Origin of the sequence: Pseudomonas lalkuanensis (assembly GCF_008807375.1) — a bacterium.
In the GTDB taxonomy this organism is placed as follows: domain Bacteria; phylum Pseudomonadota; class Gammaproteobacteria; order Pseudomonadales; family Pseudomonadaceae; genus Metapseudomonas; species Metapseudomonas lalkuanensis.
The window spans coordinates 2,186,717-2,203,972 of the sequence record NZ_CP043311.1 but is presented as its reverse complement, the minus strand read 5'-3'; the positions used below and the strand labels follow the sequence as shown (position 1 = coordinate 2,203,972).

General features: G+C 66.8%; 15 protein-coding genes. 3 read left to right on the top strand and 12 right to left on the bottom strand.

The window, feature by feature from the left end; genetic code table 11:
- The first annotated feature begins 41 nt into the window (after window positions 1–41).
- Window positions 42–1,466: a gamma-aminobutyraldehyde dehydrogenase gene (locus tag FXN65_RS10355; RefSeq protein WP_151133109.1), complete on the top strand. Its 1,425-nt coding sequence runs from the start codon at window positions 42–44 to the stop codon at window positions 1,464–1,466.
- 126 nt (window positions 1,467–1,592) lie between these two features.
- Here FXN65_RS10355 and FXN65_RS10350 read toward each other — a convergent pair whose 3' ends face one another.
- The 6 genes from FXN65_RS10350 to FXN65_RS10325 form a co-directional block, all read right to left on the bottom strand.
- Window positions 1,593–2,300, bottom strand: coding sequence for a type 1 glutamine amidotransferase (locus tag FXN65_RS10350; protein WP_151133108.1), 708 nt, complete (start codon window positions 2,298–2,300; stop codon window positions 1,593–1,595).
- 171 nt (window positions 2,301–2,471) lie between these two features.
- Entirely contained in the window at window positions 2,472–2,813 is a 342-nt protein-coding gene (locus tag FXN65_RS10345) for a ribonuclease E inhibitor RraB (protein WP_151133107.1), read from the bottom strand.
- 268 nt (window positions 2,814–3,081) lie between these two features.
- Window positions 3,082–3,984, bottom strand: a complete 903-nt coding sequence (locus FXN65_RS10340) for a DMT family transporter (RefSeq protein WP_151133106.1) — start codon at window positions 3,982–3,984, stop codon at window positions 3,082–3,084.
- A gap of 109 nt (window positions 3,985–4,093) precedes the next feature.
- Window positions 4,094–4,855 carry an SDR family oxidoreductase gene (locus FXN65_RS10335; RefSeq protein WP_151133105.1) on the bottom strand — a complete coding sequence of 254 codons (762 nt, stop codon included), beginning with the start codon at window positions 4,853–4,855 and terminating at the stop codon, window positions 4,094–4,096.
- Window position 4,856: 1 nt separating this feature from the next.
- Window positions 4,857–5,795 carry an alpha/beta hydrolase gene (locus FXN65_RS10330; protein ID WP_151133104.1) on the bottom strand — a complete coding sequence of 313 codons (939 nt, stop codon included), beginning with the start codon at window positions 5,793–5,795 and terminating at the stop codon, window positions 4,857–4,859.
- On the bottom strand, window positions 5,779–7,248 hold the full coding sequence (locus FXN65_RS10325) for a flavin-containing monooxygenase (protein WP_151133103.1): 1,470 nt from the start codon (window positions 7,246–7,248) through the stop codon (window positions 5,779–5,781). Before FXN65_RS10325 ends, FXN65_RS10330 begins: the two co-directional genes overlap by 17 nt.
- Window positions 7,249–7,418: 170 nt before the next feature.
- On the opposite strand from FXN65_RS10325, the gene FXN65_RS10320 reads away from it, so the two are divergent.
- Entirely contained in the window at window positions 7,419–8,408 is a 990-nt protein-coding gene (locus tag FXN65_RS10320; RefSeq protein ID WP_244620718.1) for an AraC family transcriptional regulator, read from the top strand.
- 20 nt (window positions 8,409–8,428) lie between these two features.
- Here the strand turns inward: FXN65_RS10320 and FXN65_RS10315 are convergent, their stop codons facing one another.
- Window positions 8,429–8,707 (bottom strand): hypothetical protein, encoded by a 279-nt coding sequence (locus tag FXN65_RS10315; RefSeq protein ID WP_151133102.1) that lies wholly within the window; start codon window positions 8,705–8,707, stop codon window positions 8,429–8,431.
- A 186-nt stretch (window positions 8,708–8,893) separates the two neighbouring features.
- On the opposite strand from FXN65_RS10315, the gene FXN65_RS10310 reads away from it, so the two are divergent.
- Window positions 8,894–9,916: a patatin-like phospholipase family protein gene (locus tag FXN65_RS10310; protein ID WP_151133101.1), complete on the top strand. Its 1,023-nt coding sequence runs from the start codon at window positions 8,894–8,896 to the stop codon at window positions 9,914–9,916.
- A gap of 143 nt (window positions 9,917–10,059) precedes the next feature.
- On the opposite strand, the gene glsB is transcribed toward FXN65_RS10310, so the two are convergent.
- From glsB to kdpB, 5 genes are all read right to left on the bottom strand, one after another.
- On the bottom strand, window positions 10,060–10,968 hold the full coding sequence (glsB, locus tag FXN65_RS10305) for a glutaminase B (RefSeq protein WP_151133100.1): 909 nt from the start codon (window positions 10,966–10,968) through the stop codon (window positions 10,060–10,062).
- Between the two features lie 88 nt (window positions 10,969–11,056).
- Window positions 11,057–11,749, bottom strand: coding sequence for a response regulator (locus tag FXN65_RS10300; protein WP_151133099.1), 693 nt, complete (start codon window positions 11,747–11,749; stop codon window positions 11,057–11,059).
- 163 nt (window positions 11,750–11,912) lie between these two features.
- Window positions 11,913–14,561, bottom strand: coding sequence for a sensor histidine kinase (locus FXN65_RS10295; protein ID WP_151133098.1), 2,649 nt, complete (start codon window positions 14,559–14,561; stop codon window positions 11,913–11,915).
- Complete coding sequence (kdpC, locus tag FXN65_RS10290; protein ID WP_151133097.1) at window positions 14,558–15,109, bottom strand: potassium-transporting ATPase subunit KdpC; 552 nt, start codon at window positions 15,107–15,109, stop codon at window positions 14,558–14,560. Before kdpC ends, FXN65_RS10295 begins: the two co-directional genes overlap by 4 nt.
- Before the next feature lie 86 nt (window positions 15,110–15,195).
- On the bottom strand, window positions 15,196–17,250 hold the full coding sequence (gene kdpB, locus FXN65_RS10285) for a potassium-transporting ATPase subunit KdpB (protein ID WP_151133096.1): 2,055 nt from the start codon (window positions 17,248–17,250) through the stop codon (window positions 15,196–15,198).
- Between the last annotated feature and the right edge of the window lie 6 nt (window positions 17,251–17,256).

Genomic DNA, 17,256 nt, shown 5'->3' with positions numbered 1-17,256 from the left:
TCCCAGACGCAGAGGGGCTAGACCGAACGAGGACTTAGCTCATGCAAACCAAACTCCTGATCAATGGCCAGTTCGCCGCTGGCGAAGGCGAGGCCCTGGACGTGCTCAACCCTGCCACCGGCGCCGTGATGGTGAAAATCCCCGAGGCCAGCGAAGCCCAGGTGGACGCCGCCGTGCGCGGCGCCGATGCAGCCTTCGAGGGCTGGGCGCGGACCTCGCCCCGCGATCGCGCCACCCTGCTGCTGAAACTGGCCGACAAGATCGAAGGCCACGCCGAAGAACTGGCGAAACTGGAGTCCGACAACTGCGGCAAGCCCTACGCTGCCGCACTGAATGACGAGATCCCGGCCATCGCCGACGTGTTCCGCTTCTTCGCCGGCGCCAGCCGCTGCCTGACCGGCTCCGCCGCCGGGGAATACCTGCCGGGCTTCACCTCCATGATCCGTCGCGACCCGATAGGCGTGATCGCCTCCATCGCGCCCTGGAACTACCCGCTGATGATGGCCGCCTGGAAGCTCGGCCCTGCCCTGGCCGCCGGCAATACCGTGGTGCTCAAGCCCTCGGAGCAGACACCGCTGACCGCCCTGCGCCTGGCCGAGTTCATCGCTGAACTCCTTCCCCCGGGCGTAGTGAACATCGTCCTCGGCCGTGGCCCCAGCGTGGGCAGCCCGCTGGTATCGCACCCGCTGGTGCGCATGGTGTCGCTGACGGGCTCGGTGGGCACCGGCAAGGCCATCATCAAGAGCGCCGCGGAAAGCGTGAAACGCACCCACATGGAGCTGGGCGGCAAGGCACCGGTGATCGTCTTCGATGACGCCGACCTCGCCGACGTGGTGGCGGGTATCCGCACCTTCGGCTTCTACAACGCAGGCCAGGACTGCACCGCGGCCTGCCGTATCTACGCCGGGAAGAAGATCTACGACAACTTCGTGGCCGACCTCGCCAGCGCGGTGTCCAGCCTCAAGACCGGCCTGCAGAACGATCCGGCCACCGAGCTCGGCCCGCTGATCACCCAGAGCCAGCGCGAACGCGTAGCCGGCTTCGTCGAGCGCGCTGGCGCCCTGCCCCATATCCAGATCGCCACTGGCGGCAAGCCGGTGGCCGGCAGCGGATTCTTCTACGAGCCCACGGTGGTGGCCCATGCCAGCCAGGACGACGAGATCGTGCGCCGTGAGGTGTTCGGACCAGTGGTGACGGTCACGCCTTTCAGCGATGCGGACGAGGCAGTGCGCTGGGCCAACGACTCCGACTACGGCCTGGCCTCATCGGTCTGGACCCGCGACGTGGGCCGCGCCGCCGCCGTGGCGTCGCGCCTGCAATACGGCTGCACCTGGATCAACACCCACTTCATGCTCACCAACGAAATGCCCCACGGCGGCTTCAAGCAGTCAGGCTATGGCAAGGACCTGTCCATGTACGGGCTGGAGGATTACACCGTGGTGCGGCATGTGATGATTCGGCACTGAGCGAATTCAGGAGCAGCCTGTGGGAGCGAATTCATTCGCGAAAGGCAGCGAAGCTGCCCCTATCAGATTCGAGCCGACGGCTCGGATCGCGAATGAATTCGCTCCTACAAAAGCAAGGACAGCGCCTTAGCAAAACGCCAGGTCCAGCCAGCGACGATAGAACCCTTCCGCCACCTGGTTCAGCGCCTTCACCTTGGCTGGCAGGTCTTCGAGCATGCGTGCCCTGGCCTGCTGACTGGGCTGGGTTTCGTCCAGCAGGTGCGCCCAATCGGTCAGCCAGCCCTGCACCAGGTCCTCGGTCATCTCCGGGTGGCCCTGCAGGGCAAGGACCTTGTCGCCCCAGGAGAAGCCCTGGTTGGGACACCAGGGGCTGTCCATCAGCCACTGGGCGCCCTCGGGCAGGTCGAAGGTATCGCTGTGCCACTGGTAGATCGAGAACTCCTGCGGCAGGTGCGCCATCCAGGGGTTGTCCGTGGCCTGGGCACGCTTTTCCAGCGGCTGCCAGCCGATCTCGGTGTAGGGCATGCGATGCACCGAAGCGTTCAGGGCACGGGCCAGCAACTGGCCGCCCAGGCAGTGGCCGATCATGGGCACGTCGCGCGCGATGAAGTGACGCAATGCGTCGATTTCCGCTCCGATCCAGGGCAGCGGGTCATTGACGCTCATGGGCCCGCCCATGATGGCCACGGCCCTGGGCCGATCGAGGTCGTAGCCATCCAGTTCGCCCAGGTCCGTGCGCAATACGGTGAAGTCGCGCTGCTCACGATCCAGGACGTCGGCCAGGTGGCCGGGTGGGCAGAAATCCGCGTGGGTAAGAATCAGGATGTCGGTCATGGGGTCCCCTCCATGATCGGAGTCTGAGGCAAAGGCCATGCCGAGGTCGAGTAAGGGAAGTGTATGTTTTTGCAGGGAATACGCGTGGCAGAGGGGAGGAGGAAAACCAGCCGGATCATTGTCCGGAATGCCCGGTTCGCAGCAGGCGGGCCGCCGCGAACCGGGATGACCTCAGGGTTGCTTGACGCCGACTTCCTGGGTCACGCCCCAGCCGTCGAGTACACCACCGAGCGGGACCACCAGGGCCTCCAGGTCGTGCTCGAAATCACCAATTCCCGCATGGGTGGCGTACATCACCTTGCTCACCTGCAGATGCCAGGCCCCATCGGCGCGAACCGACACCTGGGCATTCAAGGACTCGCCACGAAAATTCTTCGCCGCCAGCCGTGCCCGGTCCTCGTCGGGGAAGATGGCGTAAAACTCGATCGGATGAACTCGGGCAAAATCGAAACCGCCCTCTTTCATGCGGCGCAACAGATTGCTGCTGACATCATCGTGGAAGGCTGTGCTCATGAAACGACCTCCTCTTAGCGATGGATGAGAGTTCCGCTTTTCCGCTGTTTCCGAGAAGCCGGTGAACTCGGCTTCGCGACACCATGCGGTGCCGCCCCCGGGCCGACGTTGCAGACACAACGTCAGACCTTGACCGGGCCCCGCGCGGACCCGGCCACTGATTCACTCGTCGAGTGATCTTTCCGCTTTCATTTTGCAGGGTAGCGCCACCACGCCGGGTCTGCCGGAAAGCTGGACAAATTGTCACAAAAGTGGCGACAGGCGGCGCTCAGGCATCTTGCGCCATTAAATTGGCCTTTCGCTCGGCCAGACCTCCCAGCGCAATGGCCGCCAGCACCAGCGCCATGCCCAATGCCTGACCGGAACCGAAGCGCTCGCCAAGCAGCAGGACGCCCACCAGCGCGGCCCCCACCGGCATCAGGCCGGTGAAGAGACCGGCGACGTTCGCCGGCACCTGGCCGATGCCGCGGTACCAGAGCAGGAAGGACAGCACGCTGGCGCTGATGGCATAGAACAGCAGCCAGCCCCAGGTGGTCGCGGACGGCGCGCTCCAGTCGAACGCCAGGCCCTGGGGCAGTGCCAACGGAAGGAACAGCAGCAGCCCGGCCAGGTTGACGCCGAATGCCATGGCCCAGGGATGCAGCGACAACGACAGGCGCCGCGAGAAGATGGCGAAGATCGCCTCGGCCATCACCGCGCCGAGCACCAGCGTATTGCCCAGCAGGCTACCAGTGCCCTGCTCCCGGCTGTCCAGCAGGTTGAGCACGGCAATGCCGCCCACCGCCAGGGCGATGGCCAGCAGGCTGCGACCACCGATGCGCTCGCGCAGCCAGAGCCACGCCAGCAGCGCAATCAAACTGGGAGTGGCACTGGTGATGATTCCCGCGCTGGCGGCGCTGGTGTGCACCACGCCATAGAGCATGAACAGGCTGAACAGGAAGCAGCCGAAGAAGGCCTGGAGGAACAGTCCCTTGCCCGCCGAACGATCCAGGCCGCGACGGACTTGCGGCAGTAGCATGCCCGGCGCCAGCACCAGCATGGCGATCAGGAAACGCAGAAGGGCAAAGAGAAAGACCGGTACCTCGGCCAGCACCAGCTTGCCGACGGCGATATTGCCGCCGACCAGCAACATGGACAGGCCCAGGCAGGAATAGGCGAAGAACGGGGTCATGACGAGCATCCTTGCTTCGAAGTGACCGCCGAGGCTACTCCTGGAAAATGGCTGACAGCAATGTCAGGTTGAAACCATCGATTTCGCCAGCCACAGGGCCATCGCCCGGTCATGCACCACTCAGCAGCTTCATGATCCCCCGGTTCACCCAGGCCGGCGAAACCTGTCCCGCGCCATACATCAGCCGGAACAACCAGCTCACCGGCCGATGCACCGCGGCGCCGTGGGCCTGTTGCCAGGCGGCTTCGGCGATGTCCTCGGCCTTGAGTTTCACCCCGAGACGACGCAGCACGGGCGGTTCGAAGTGCTGGCTGCTGACCATGGGCGTGCGCACGAAGGGCGGCATCAGGTCGCCGACACGGATGCCGTGGCGGCGCCATTCCAGTTCCAGCGCCTCGGTGAAACCGCGCACTGCGAACTTCGAGGCCGAGTAGCTGGCCATGTGCGGCGTGCCGTAAACGCCCGAAGCGGAGCCCATGTTGATCACCTGGGCGTCACGGGTGGCCTTGAGGTAGGGGAAGGCCACGTGAGTCACCTGCACCAGCCCCAGTACGTTGATGGTGAGGATGCGCGCGTGCTCGGCCATGTCGATTTCCTCGAACTGGCCGAAGCGCAACACGCCTGCGCAGTTGAACAGCAGGCGCAACTGACCGTCGTGGCGGGCGCAGAAGTCCGCCAGGGCGGCTTCGACGGCGGCGAGGTCAGTCACATCCAGCGCCCGATGCCAGACGCCCCCCAGGGCGGCGGCCTGGGTGGCCAGGGCCTCGGCGTCCCGATCCACCAGCCCTACCAGCCAGCCACGGTCATGGAACAGGCGGGCCGTCGCGGCGCCGATACCGGAAGCGGCGCCAGTGATCAGGATATTGTGCATCTCACGCCTCCGTTTCCACGTGCCGGCAGATGAAATCCGCGGCGCTGGCCAATGCCTCGTCGGCCCGGCGCAGCACGCCAGTGTGCGCCTGAAACACGTGCCAGAGCCCAGGATAGCGCTCCAGCCGCACCCAGCCGCCAGCCGCTCTCACCCGCTCGGCAAGTCGCAGGCTGTCGTCGCGAAGGACTTCGTCCTCGGCCACTTGCACCAGCATGGGCGAGAGCCCCGACAGATCGGCGAACAGCGGCGACAGCGCCGGATCACGTCGGTCCAGCCCCGGCGGGCAATAGAGGTCCATGGCCTGTTCCACCCAGGCCGGATGGATCAGCGGATCGCCCGCCGGCGGATTGTGCTGTGCGGTGCCGCTGAGATCGGTCGCCGGCGAGAAGCAGACCAGCCCCGCCGGTTGCGGCAGGCCCCGGTGGCGGATCTCCAGCGCCGTGAGCAGGGTCAGGTTGCCACCGGCCGAATCGCCGCCGATGACGATGCGCGACGCCGGGTAGCCGGCCTCCAGCAGCTCGCGGTAGGCGGCCACGGCATCGTCGCGGGCGGCCGGAAAGCGATGTTCCGGTGCCAGGCGATAGTCCAGGGCGCACACGGCAACGCCCGCGCGCCTGGCCAGGCTGGCGGTGATGGCGCGGTGGGTGGCCGGCGAGCCGGTGATGAAGGCGCCACCGTGGAGGTAGAGCAGCACCACATGGCTGCCGCCGCGGGGCCGATGCCACTCGCAGGGACGGTCGCCCAACTGGCCGGCTTCCCGCTCCACACCCCGGGTCGCCAGGGTGCTGGCGGTGAGCGAGCGCAATACCAGCCGCTGCAGCGACACCGGCAACGGGGGGCGCATCAGGCCACGGAACAGCAGGCGCAGAGCTGCGCGCAGGGTCGCGCGCAATAGCGGCTGGCCGGGGTCGGAGGCGGTGAATTCAACGGGTGCATTCATAGAGGTCCAGGTCCAGGCGACGGGTCTGTTGACGGTAGCTGAAGGTGAATCCCGGCCAGTTGTTGGTGTTGCGGCCGTCAGCGGTCTTGTACCAACTGTTGCAGCCCTGCTCCCAGACGGTCCGACGCACATCCCGTTGTAGCCGCTGGTTGAAGCGCTGCTGCACCTCGGGCTTGAGGTCGAGGTAGCGTAGCCCCTGCAATGCCCGGATGCCGTCGAGTACGTAGCGGAACTGGCTTTCCAGCATGTAGATGATGGAGTTGTGCCCGAGGTTGGTATTGGGCCCGTAGAGGATGAACAGGTTCGGGAAGCCGCTGACGCTGACCCCGAGATAGGCCTCGGCGCCGTCTCGCCAGGCCTGGTTCAGGTCACGCCCGCCCAGCCCGCGAATGCTCATGGGGGCCAGGAAGTCCGTGGCGGCGAAGCCGGTTCCGAGGATGATGGCGTCCACCTCGTGGCGCTGCCCGTCGCGGGTCACCACCGCGTTTTCGGTGACTTCGCCTATGCCGCCATCGATCACCTCCACATTGGGTCGCGCCAGCGCTGGGTAGAAGTCGTTGGAGATCAGGATGCGCTTGCAGCCCAGCGGGTAGTCCGGCACCAGGCGCTGGCGCAACGCCGGGTCGGCGATGCCGCGCGCCAGGTGCTGGCGGAAGCGGAACTGCATCAGTTTCATCAGCGGCGGGATCACCGTGAACGCCAACACCCGAGACTCGTGCTGGATGTACTTGAGCACCCGGTCCACCTTCTGCAGCCAGGGCAGGCGCCGCATCACGGCGCGCTCCCAGGAGCGGTAGGCACGGTCCGGCTTGGGGATCACATAGGCCGCCGAGCGCTGGAACAGGCTCAGCTTGGCGACCTTCGGGGCGATCTGCGGGACGAACTGGATGGCACTGGCCCCAGTGCCGATCACCGCCACCCGCTTCCCGTCCAGCGGGTAGTCATGGTTCCAGCCTGCCGAATGGAACAGCTCACCCTTGAAAGCATCCAGACCGGGGATGCGTGGCCAGGCGGGGCGATTCAACTGCCCACAGGCACTGACCAGCGCCCTGGCGCGAAAACGCTCGCCGTTGCGGGTCCGCACCTGCCAGGTGCCGCTGGGTGCATCGAACTCGGCACCTTCCACCTCGCAGCCGAAGCGGATGTGCCGACGCAGGCCGTATTTGTCGGCGCAGTGGCGCTGGTAGGCGAAGATCTCCGCCTGCGGCGCGAATTTGCGTGACCAGTCGGCCTTGGGCTCGAAGGAGAAGGAATAGAGGTGCGAGGGCACATCGCAGGCCGCACCGGGGTAACTGTTGTCGCGCCAGGTGCCGCCGACATCGCTGCCCTTCTCCAGGATGAGGAAGTCGTGGATGCCCGCCTTCTGCAATTGGATGGCCAGGCCCAGGCCGCCGAAACCAGCGCCGATGATCAGCACGTGTACGGACGCGCCAGGCTGGGAACTGTTGGTCATTGTTGTCTCCCATGGATGGTCCCGCGCGGGCACGACGGCCGGCGCAGTGGGGAGAATCCTAGTTCGGCCGATGGCCGTGCGTTATGGCATAGTCGGACAGCAAATTGTGAGTTTCGGACAACCCACAGAGATTACCGATGCCCCTCCCCCGATCGCCCCGGCGCAGTGCCATGAGCGTGCAATTGATGACCCAGTTCGGCCTCGACCAGGGCCTCACCCTGGAACAGTGCCTGGCCGGCACCGGGCTGGACTGGCGCCTGCTCGGCGACCCCGGCGCCGAGGTGGAGGCCAGCCAGGAACTGGAACTGCTGCGCAATCTCGCCCGCGTCCTCGGCCCGCGCACCGGCATGGGCCTGCTCGCCGGACGGCGCTATCGCCTCAGCACCTACGGCATCTGGGGCTTCGCCCTGCTGAGCAGCGCCACCTACCGCAGCGCGGTGCAACTGGGCCTGCGCTACCTGGACCTGACCTACGCCTTCCACAGTATGCGGTTGGAAGAACAAGGCGATGAGGCATGGCTGACCCTGGAGGAGCAGGCGTCACCCGAAGACCTGCGCAGCTTCCTGTTGGAGCGCGACGTTGCCGGCGCTCTCAGCGTGCACCGCGACCTGGTCAATACCGAGATGCCCGTAATCCGTGCCCGTTTCCGCATTCCTCCGCCCGACGACATCGGGCCCTGGCACGAACTGCTGGGAGTGACGCCCCTCTTCGGCGCGGACGACAACTGCATCGTGTTCTCCCGTTCACTGCTCGACCTTCCCCTGCCCGGCGCCAACCCGCAGGTGGCCGGGCATTGCGAAGAACAGTGCAGGATCATCCTGGCCCGCCGCCGGGAGCGAGCGGGCCTGGCCGGACGTGTCCGCGACCTGCTGCTGGCCCGGCCGGGGCAACTGCCGGACATGGAGCGCCTGGCGCAGGCGCTGCACATGACGTCACGCACCTTGCGGCGCAGGCTGGCAGCGGAAGGGACCAGTTTCCGGCAATTGCAGGAGGAAGTGCTGGGCGCGCTGGCCGAAGAACTGCTGGGCTCCACGGCCCTGCGTCTGGAAGAAATCGCCGAGCGCCTGGGCTACAGCGAAGTGTCGAACTTCATGCATGCCTTCAGGCGCTGGAAAGGGATCACGCCCCGTCAGTACAGGGCATCCACCCGCGAAGTCTGAAACCCCGCGGGCGAGAGCGATCAGCGGCCGGCGCGCGACTCACGGATGTAGAAGCGGGCCTTCTCGGCCTTGTTGGAGCAGCCCTCGAAGGCCTCGAACTGCTGCTGGGTCTTGGCGGCGGTGAGCAGGCTCAGTGCCTTGGAGTAGCTCACGGTGCCGGAGAAACCTTCGGCCTTGGCCAGGTCCAGTTCCTTCCAGGCGGCGTCGAGCTGGTCCGCGCAACTGTCGCGATAGGCCGTCTTGCCGGCGCATCCAGCTATCACAAGGGCGATCAGGGGCAGGCTGATCCAGGCTTTCATCGATATAACTCCGTTGTTGAAGATCGACAGAGTCTAGTTCCTCGGTAGACGGTTCGATACCGGGAAGATTCAACTCCGTCTACTGATCGACAGACACCGACGACCGGCCCCCGCCGAGGCACGGTGTACCTTGGCGGGGGCCCTGGCGCGGGCGTATCGTCAACGCCATAGACAGGGGATTTGCGCATGAGAAAACGCGTGGCACTGGTGTTGGGATCGGGGGGCGCGCGGGGCTATGCGCACATCGGCGTGATCGAGGAAATCGAAGCGCGCGGCTATGAAATAGCCTGCATCGCCGGCTGCTCCATGGGGGCCGTGGTAGGCGGCATCTACGCCGCCGGCAAGCTGCACAATTATCGCGACTGGACCGAAAGCCTCGACTACCTCGATGTGCTGCGCCTGCTCGATGTGAGCTTCCGCCTGGGCGCCATTCGCGGTGAAAAGGTGTTCGGGCGCATTCGCGAGATCGTCGGCGAGATCAACATCGAAGACCTCTCCATCCCCTATACGGCGGTGGCCACCGACCTCACCAACCAGCAGGAAATCTGGTTCCAGGAAGGCTGCCTGCATCAGGCCATGCGGGCTTCGGCGGCCATTCCCAGCCTCTTCACCCCGGTGGTCCAGGGCAGCCGCATGCTGGTGGACGGCGGCCTGCTCAACCCCTTGCCGATCGTCCCGGTGGTCTCCAGCCACTGCGACCTGATCATCGCTGTCAACCTCAACGCCACCACCCAGCGCGAGTACCAGCTGCCGGTGATCGAGCGTCCCCCGGCGATCAAGGGCCGCATCGACACGCTGATGGCCTCCCTCGGCTCGCGCCTGCCATTTCTCAAGCGCGGCCCGGAGGCCCACGATATTCTCGACCCGGAGAGCCTGCCCGGCGGCAACCCCTGGCTGGAGGACGTGGCACCGCAGATGCAGCAGCCGGTCGCTGCCCCGGAAACCGACGGCGCTCCCAAGTCCGCCAGCGGCTCGCATGTCGTGGCCAACATCGGCCCCGCGTCCCTGCTGGACCTGGTGAACCAGAGTTTCGAGGTGATGCAGACGTCGCTGGCCCAGTACAAGATCGCCGGCTATCCGCCGGACATCCTGATCAACGTGCCCAAGCGCGTGTGCCGCTTCTTCGAGTTCTACAAGGCGCCGGAGCTCATCCAGTTGGGCCGGCAGATCGCCCGCGAGACATTGGAGCGATACGAGCAGGGGAATTGATCGGGAGGCTCGATCTGCTCTTCTGCAGGAGCGAATTCATTCGCGAAGGGCAGTGAATCTGCCCGTTCTACCAGGCCGTGCAGGACCATCCCGTGATTGTTTCGCGAATGAATTCGCTCCCACAGGTTGGTCCCGTCACGCGCTCAGAAAATCGACCAGCCAATCCGCTGCGACAGCTTCTCCAGGGCCGCCATGCCAGCCAGGGAGTTGCCGGCTTCGTTGAGCTCCGGCGACCAGACACAGACGGTGAAGCGCCCCGGCACCACCGCGACGATGCCGCCCCCTACCCCGCTCTTGCCGGGCAGGCCGACGCGGTAGGCAAAGTTGCCGGCTTCGTCGTAGAGGCCGCTGGTGGCCATGATGGCGTTCACCTGCTTGGCCTGGCGCGGCGTGAGGACCCGTTCGCCGCTGTGGGGGCTGACGCCGTTGTTGGCGAGGAAGCTGAATGCCAGGGCCAGGTCGGCGCAGCTCATGCGGATGGCGCAATGGTGGAAGTAGCTGTGCAGCACCGCCTCCACGTCGTTGTGGAAGTTGCCGAAGGATTGCATCAGGTAAGCCATGGCGGCATTGCGCGCGCGGTGCTGATACTCCGAACGCGCCACCACTTCGTCGGACACCACATGGCTGTTGCCGGACAAACGCCGGGCGAAGTCGCGCATGGACAGCGAAGGCGCGGCGAAGCGCGACTGATTGATATCGCAGATCACCAGGGCGCCAGCATTGATGAAGGGATTGCGCGGCACGCCGCGCTCGAACTCCAGCTGCACCAGCGAGTTGAACGGCTGGCCCGAAGGCTCGTGCCCGAGGCGCTGCCAGATGTCCTCGCCCGAATGCTGGATGGCCTGCACCAGGCTGAAGACCTTGGAAATGCTCTGGATGGAAAACGGCGTCAGGCCGTCGCCGGCGTAGTACATCTCGCCGTCGTTGCTGTAAACGGCGATGCCGAGTTGGTCCGCACTGACACAGGAAAGCGCGGGAATGTAACTGGCGACCTTGCCCTGCCCGATCAAGGGGCGGACTTCGTCGAGGATTTCGTTCAACAATTGCTGCATGCCGGTCCTTCCAATGGGGGAGCGCCTTCGCGCCCATGCAGCACTGGACGCGCGCCGCGCGCCCGACGGCACAGGGCGAATGGCCTGTTCAGGCCTCCTTCAGCCGATAGCCGACGCCCGCCTCGGTGATGATGAAACGCGGATTGGCCGGATCATCGCCGAGCTTCTGCCGCAAGTGCCCCACCACCACCCGCAGGTAGTGGGTGTCCTCGACATGGGTGGGGCCCCAGATGTCCTTGAGCAACTGCTGCTGGGTGACCACGCGCCCCAGGTGACGGGCCAGTTGCGCGAGCACCGCGTACTCCTTGCGGGTCAGCGCCACCTCCTCGCCATCGAGGGTGACCCGGCGATAGGCGAAGTCCAGCAACAGCGGGCCGCTGGTGATGCTCGCCTGCTGCTGTTCGCCAGGGCCGCCCTGGCGAAGCGCCACGCGCACGCGGGCAAGGAATTCCTGGATGCCGAAGGGCTTGGTCACGTAGTCGTTGGCGCCGCCGTCCAGGGCCAGCACCTTTTCGCCTTCACCGGCGCGCACCGAAAGCACCAGCACCGGGACCTGGGACCATTCGCGCAACTCGCGCAGCACGTCCTGGCCGTCCATGTCCGGCAGGCCGAGGTCGAGCACGACCATGTCGGGCCTGGCCAGCGCCGCCTGCTCCAGCCCTTCGCGGCCATTGGCGCCCTCCAGCACCCGGTAGCCCTGGGCGGCCAGGCTGATGCGCAGGAACTTGCGGATCTGCGCTTCGTCATCGATGACCAGAATGGTCGGTTGGTTGGTTGTCATGCCTGTTTCGTCGAATCCATTACAAATGCAGACGGTTTTCTTGTGGGAGCGAATTCATTCGCGAAGGACAGCACCACTGTCCGTGTCTTCCGACCCTGCAAGACGGTCCTGCGGCCCGTTTCGCGAATGAATTCGCTCCTACAGGTTGGGTATTGCGCAGCATTCATTCTTCTTCCAACTGCGGCTGCGGATGCAGCGGCAGGTGCAGGGTCAGGGTGGCGCCGCGACCGTCCAGGCCATCGCCCACCGTCACACGGCCGCCGTGGGCACCGACCATGCCCTGGCAGATGGCCAGGCCGAGGCCCGTGCCCTGCCCGCCCCGATCCCCCCGCGCAGCGGTATAGAACATGTCGAAGATCCTGTCGCGCTCATTCTGCGGAATACCCGGCCCCTGGTCGCTGACGGAGAAGCGCAGCTCGGCTTCGTCCGCGTCCACGGCAACACGCAGCCGCCCCTGGCTGGGCGAGAAGCGCGCGGCGTTCTCCAGCACGTTGACCAGCGCCTGCTCGATCAGTGCCGCGTGCACATAGAGCAGCGGCAATTGCTCCGGCACCTGGGTTTCCACCTGCAATGGCACCAGCACCGGACGCAGGCGCTGCAGTGCGCTGGCGACTATGTCCACCGGCGCCACCCAGTCGCGCGCCAGCTTGAGGCCGCCGTGGCCGAGGCGGGTCATGTCCAGCAGGTTCTGGATGTAGCGGTCGAGGCGCTCGGCCTCGTCGCGGGTGCCTTCCAGCAGTTCGCGGCGATCGGCCATGGGGATGGCTTCGCCGAGGGCGAGCAGGCTGTCGATGGAACCGCGCATGGCGGTGAGCGGCGTGCGCAGGTCGTGGGACACCGAAGCCAGCAACGCGCTGCGCAGCTGCTCGGTTTCTCCGTGCAGGCGCGCCGCCTCCAGCTCTTCGGCCAGCTGCGCACGGGCCATGGCCTGGGCCAGGGGCTGGCCCAGGGCCGCGAGCAGGCGCCGGCGTTCGGCCGGCAACGGCACCTCGTCACGCGGGCTCACGCCCAGCAGCACCAGCGGCCCTTCTTCGCCCGATAGCGGCAGCCACCACCAACGGCCGCCGGGCAAGGTGTCGGTGCCCAGACCCGCAGGCTGGTCATGCTGCCATGACCACTCCGCCGCCGCGCGCTCCTGGTCGGCCAGCAGGCGCTGGGCGCCGGCCTCCACCTTCCATACGCCGTCACGGCCACGGGACAGCAGGCAGACTTCCACGTCCGGCCAGGCGCCGAACTGCTGCACGGCGACGTTGAGCACGGCCTGGCGGTCGGTGGCGGCAGTGAGCTTGCGTGAGAGGTCGAGCAGCGCGGTGGTTTCCGCCTGGGTGTCGCGCAGCGCATTCAGTTGGCGGCGCTGGCGTGAAGCCAGGTTGCCAGTGAGCCCGGCCATCAGCAGGAAGAACAGCAGGGTCAGCACGTCTTCCTGGCGGGCGATGGTCAGGGAGAAGGTCGGTGGGATGAACAGGAAGTCATAGGCGAGGAACGACAGCCCGGCACACAGCAGCGCCGGCCCCAGGCTGCTGCGCACCGCCACCAGTAGCACCGCGGCGAGGAACACCAGGGAGATGTTGGGCAGTTCCAGGGTATGGGACACCGCCCAGGCCAGCGCGCTTGCGGCAATGGCCGCGAGCACCGCCAGGCCATGGTCCACCAGGCGGGTCGGATGGCTGGCGCGCGGACTGACCGGGCGACGGTCCGCCTCGGTGTCGAGCACGCTGACCTCCAGCCCTTCGGCCAGGTACAGCAGGCGCTCCGCCAGCCCGCGGCCGAGCAATCGGCGACGCAGGCGCTGGCGGCTGCGGCCCACCAGCAGCAGGCTGGCGCGGCGCTCTTCGGCGTGTTCCACCAGCGCCTTCGCCACGGACTCCGCACGCAGGGTCACCACTTCGCCACCCAGGCGCTCGGCCAGTTGCTGGGCACCCTGCAGGCGCGCCAGCACCTCTTCGGAACGGGCACCGCCAGTGTCCACGTACACCACCGACCAGGGCAGGTGGCGTCGCTCGGCTACCCGGCTGGCGTGGCGCACCAGGCGCTCGGCCTGGTGGTCGCCGTCGATCCCGACCAGTAGTCGTCCGCGCACGGCGGGCGCTTCCAGGCCGCGCTGGCGATAACGACGGTTGAGGTCGGCATCCACCCGCGCGGCGGCGGTCTGCATGGCCAGCTCGCGCAAGGCGGTGAGGTTGGTCTGGGAGAAGAAGGCATCGATGGCCGCCCGCGCCTGCTCGGGCACGTAGACCTTGCCCTCGCGCAGACGCTCCAGCAGCTCGCGGGGCGGAAGGTCGATCAGCAGGATCTCGTCGGCTTCCTGGAGGACCCAGTCCGGCAAGGTCTCGCGCACCTGCACACCCGTGATGTCGCGGACCTGGTCGTTCAGCGCTTCGAGGTGCTGGACGTTGACCGTGGTGTAGACGTCGATTCCCGCGTCGAGCAGTTCCTCCACGTCCTGCCAGCGCTTGGAATGGCGGCTACCGGGAGCATTGGTGTGGGCCAGCTCGTCCACCAGCACCAGGCGCGGCGGATGGGCGAGGATGCCGTCCAGGTCCATCTCGGTGAGCGCCATGCCGCGATACTCGACGCGCCGCAGCGGTTGCTGCGGCAGCCCCGCCAGCATGGCTTCGGTTTCCGCACGCCCGTGGGTTTCCACCACGCCGGCGCGCAGGTCGACACCCTGGCGCAACTGCGCCTGGGCGGCCTGGAGCATGGCGTAGGTCTTGCCTACACCAGGCGCCGCGCCGAGGAACACCTTCAGACGACCACGCCCACCCTGGGGCATATCGGCCAGCAGCGCATCGGCGCGCAGGGCATCACTCATCGAGTCATCTCGTTCAACGCTGTATTAAGGGCCAGCACGTTGACCACCGCCGGCCCCACCAGCGGCCGTTCGGTGTTCAGTTCCACCAGGCGCTCCAGGGTATCGACCGGCAGACCACGCTCGGCGGCGATGCGCGGAATCTGGAAGCGCGCGGCACTCGGCGGCAGGTGCGGGTCGAGGCCGCTGCCGGAGGTGGTGACCAGGGCCATGGGCACCTTGCCGTGACCTTCGGTGGCCAGGCGATGCGCTTCCTTGTCGATACGTTCGGCCAGGGCCGGGTTGCTCGGCGCCAGGTTGCTGGCGCCACTGGCCACCGTGGCGAAGCCCGCCGCCGAGGGGCGCGGCTGGAACCACTCGGGCCCTTCGAAATTCTGCGCCAGCAGGCTGCTGCCGCGCACCTCGCCCCTGGCGTCCCGCACCAGGCTGCCATTGGCCTGCTCGGGGAAGGCCAGTTGGGCGATGCCGGTGACGGTAAGCGGATAGGCGACGCCGGTGATCAGGGTCATCAGGGCCAGGAGGCTCATGGCTGGGCGGAGTTGGCTAAGCATATTCAGTTCCTCGCGGGAAATCTAAGTTGGGGAGAGGTTTCTGCCCCTCCCCCAGCCCCCTCTCCCTGGAGGGAAAGGGGTGGGTTTCAGACCAGGCCGACGGCATTGAGCAGGACGTCGATCACCTTGATGCCGACAAAGGGCGCGACGATGCCGCCGAGGCCATAGATCAGCAGGTTGCGGCGTAGCAGGTGCGCGGCATCGGTGGCCTGCACCCGGACCCCGCGCAGGGCCAGCGGGATCAGCCCGATGATGATCAGCGCGTTGAACACGATGGCCGAGAGGATGGCGCTCTGCGGACTGGCCAGCTGCATCACGTTGAGCACGCCCAGCTGCGGGTGAATGCCGGCGAACAGCGCCGGGAGGATGGCGAAGTACTTGGCCACGTCGTTGGCCACCGAAAAGGTGGTCAGCGCGCCGCGGGTCACCAGCAGCTCCTTGCCCACCTGCACCACGTCCAGCAGCTTGGTCGGGTCGGAGTCCAGGTCCACCAGATTGGCGGCCTCGCGGGCGGCCTGGGTGCCGTCGTTCATGGCCAGGCCCACGTCGGCCTGGGCCAGCGCCGGGGCGTCGTTGGCGCCGTCGCCGCACATGGCGACCATCTTGCCCTCGCCCTGTTCCTGGCGAATGCGCGCCAGCTTCTTCTCCGGGGTGGCTTCTGCGATCACGTCGTCCACGCCGGCCTCGGCGGCGATCGCAGCGGCGGTCAGCGGGTTGTCGCCGGTCACCATCACGGTACGGATGCCCATCTGCCGCAGCTCGGCAAAACGGTCACGGATACCGGGCTTGACCACGTCCTTCAGATGAATGGCGCCCAGCAGCTTGCCGTCGGCGGCCACCAGCAGCGGCGTACCGCCGCTCTGGGCGATCTTCTCGATCTCGCGGGCCAGCGGTGCCGGCACTTCCTGGCGAGTGATGCCAACCCAGGCCAGCACCGCGTCCACCGCCCCCTTGCGGTAGCTGCGCCCGGCCCAGTCGGTGCCGGAGAGCCGGGTCTCGGCGGTGAAGGGAATCGAGGTGATCTCGTCGCGGGCGGGCTCCTGCATGGCATGCAGGGCGCGCAGGTAGTCGACGATGGACTTGCCTTCCGGTGTCTCGTCGGCCAGGGAGGCCAGCAGCGCGGCGTCGGAGAGTTCCTTGCCGGCCACGCCGGGCGCCTTGATCATCGCGCTGCAACGGCGGTTGCCGAAGGTGATGGTACCGGTCTTGTCCAGCAGCAGCACATGCACGTCACCGGCAGCCTCTACCGCGCGACCCGACTTGGCGATGACGTTCAGTCGCACCAGGCGGTCCATGCCGGCGATGCCGATGGCCGAGAGCAGGCCACCGATGGTGGTGGGGATCAGGGTCACCAGCAGCGCCACCAGGTACACCAGCGGCAGGTCGCCACCGGCAAAGCGGGCGAAGGGCTGCAGGGTGGCCACCACCAACAGGAAGATCAGGGTCAGGCCAATCAGCAGGATGTCCAGCGCCACTTCGTTGGGAGTCTTCTGGCGCTTGGCCCCTTCCACCAGGGCGATCATCCGGTCCAGGGTGGATTCGCCCGGATTAGCGGTGATTCTCACCAGCAACCAGTCGGAGACGATTCGCGTGTTACCGGTCACGGCGCAACGGTCGCCGCCGGACTCGCGGATCACCGGCGCCGATTCACCGGTAATGGCCGCTTCGTTGACGGCGGCGATCCCTTCGATCACCTCGCCGTCGCCGGGGATCAGCTCCCCGGCCTCGACCCGCACCACGTCACCGCGGCGCAGGCCGGCGGCAGGCACGGTCTCGAACTGGCCACTGGCCGTGCGGCGGCGGGCTGTCAGGCCCTGACTGCCGGCGCGCAGGCTGTCGGCGCGGGCCTTGCCACGGCCTTCAGCCAGGGCTTCGGCGAAGTTGGCGAAGAGCACGGTGAACCACAGCCAGAGGGCGATCTGCACGGCAAGGCCGGTGCTCACCGCCGGGTTGGGGATCCAGCAGAGGACAGTGGTCAGCACCGCAGTCAGCTCGACCACCAGTATCACCGGCGAACGCACCAGCTGCCGTGGATCGAGCTTGACGAAGGCCTGGCGCAGCGCCGGTTTCCACAGTGCGGCGAAGGAGGTCTTGGGTTGCTGCTTGGCGCTGCCTTTGAGCGCCTGCATGGGGGCATTCATCATCAA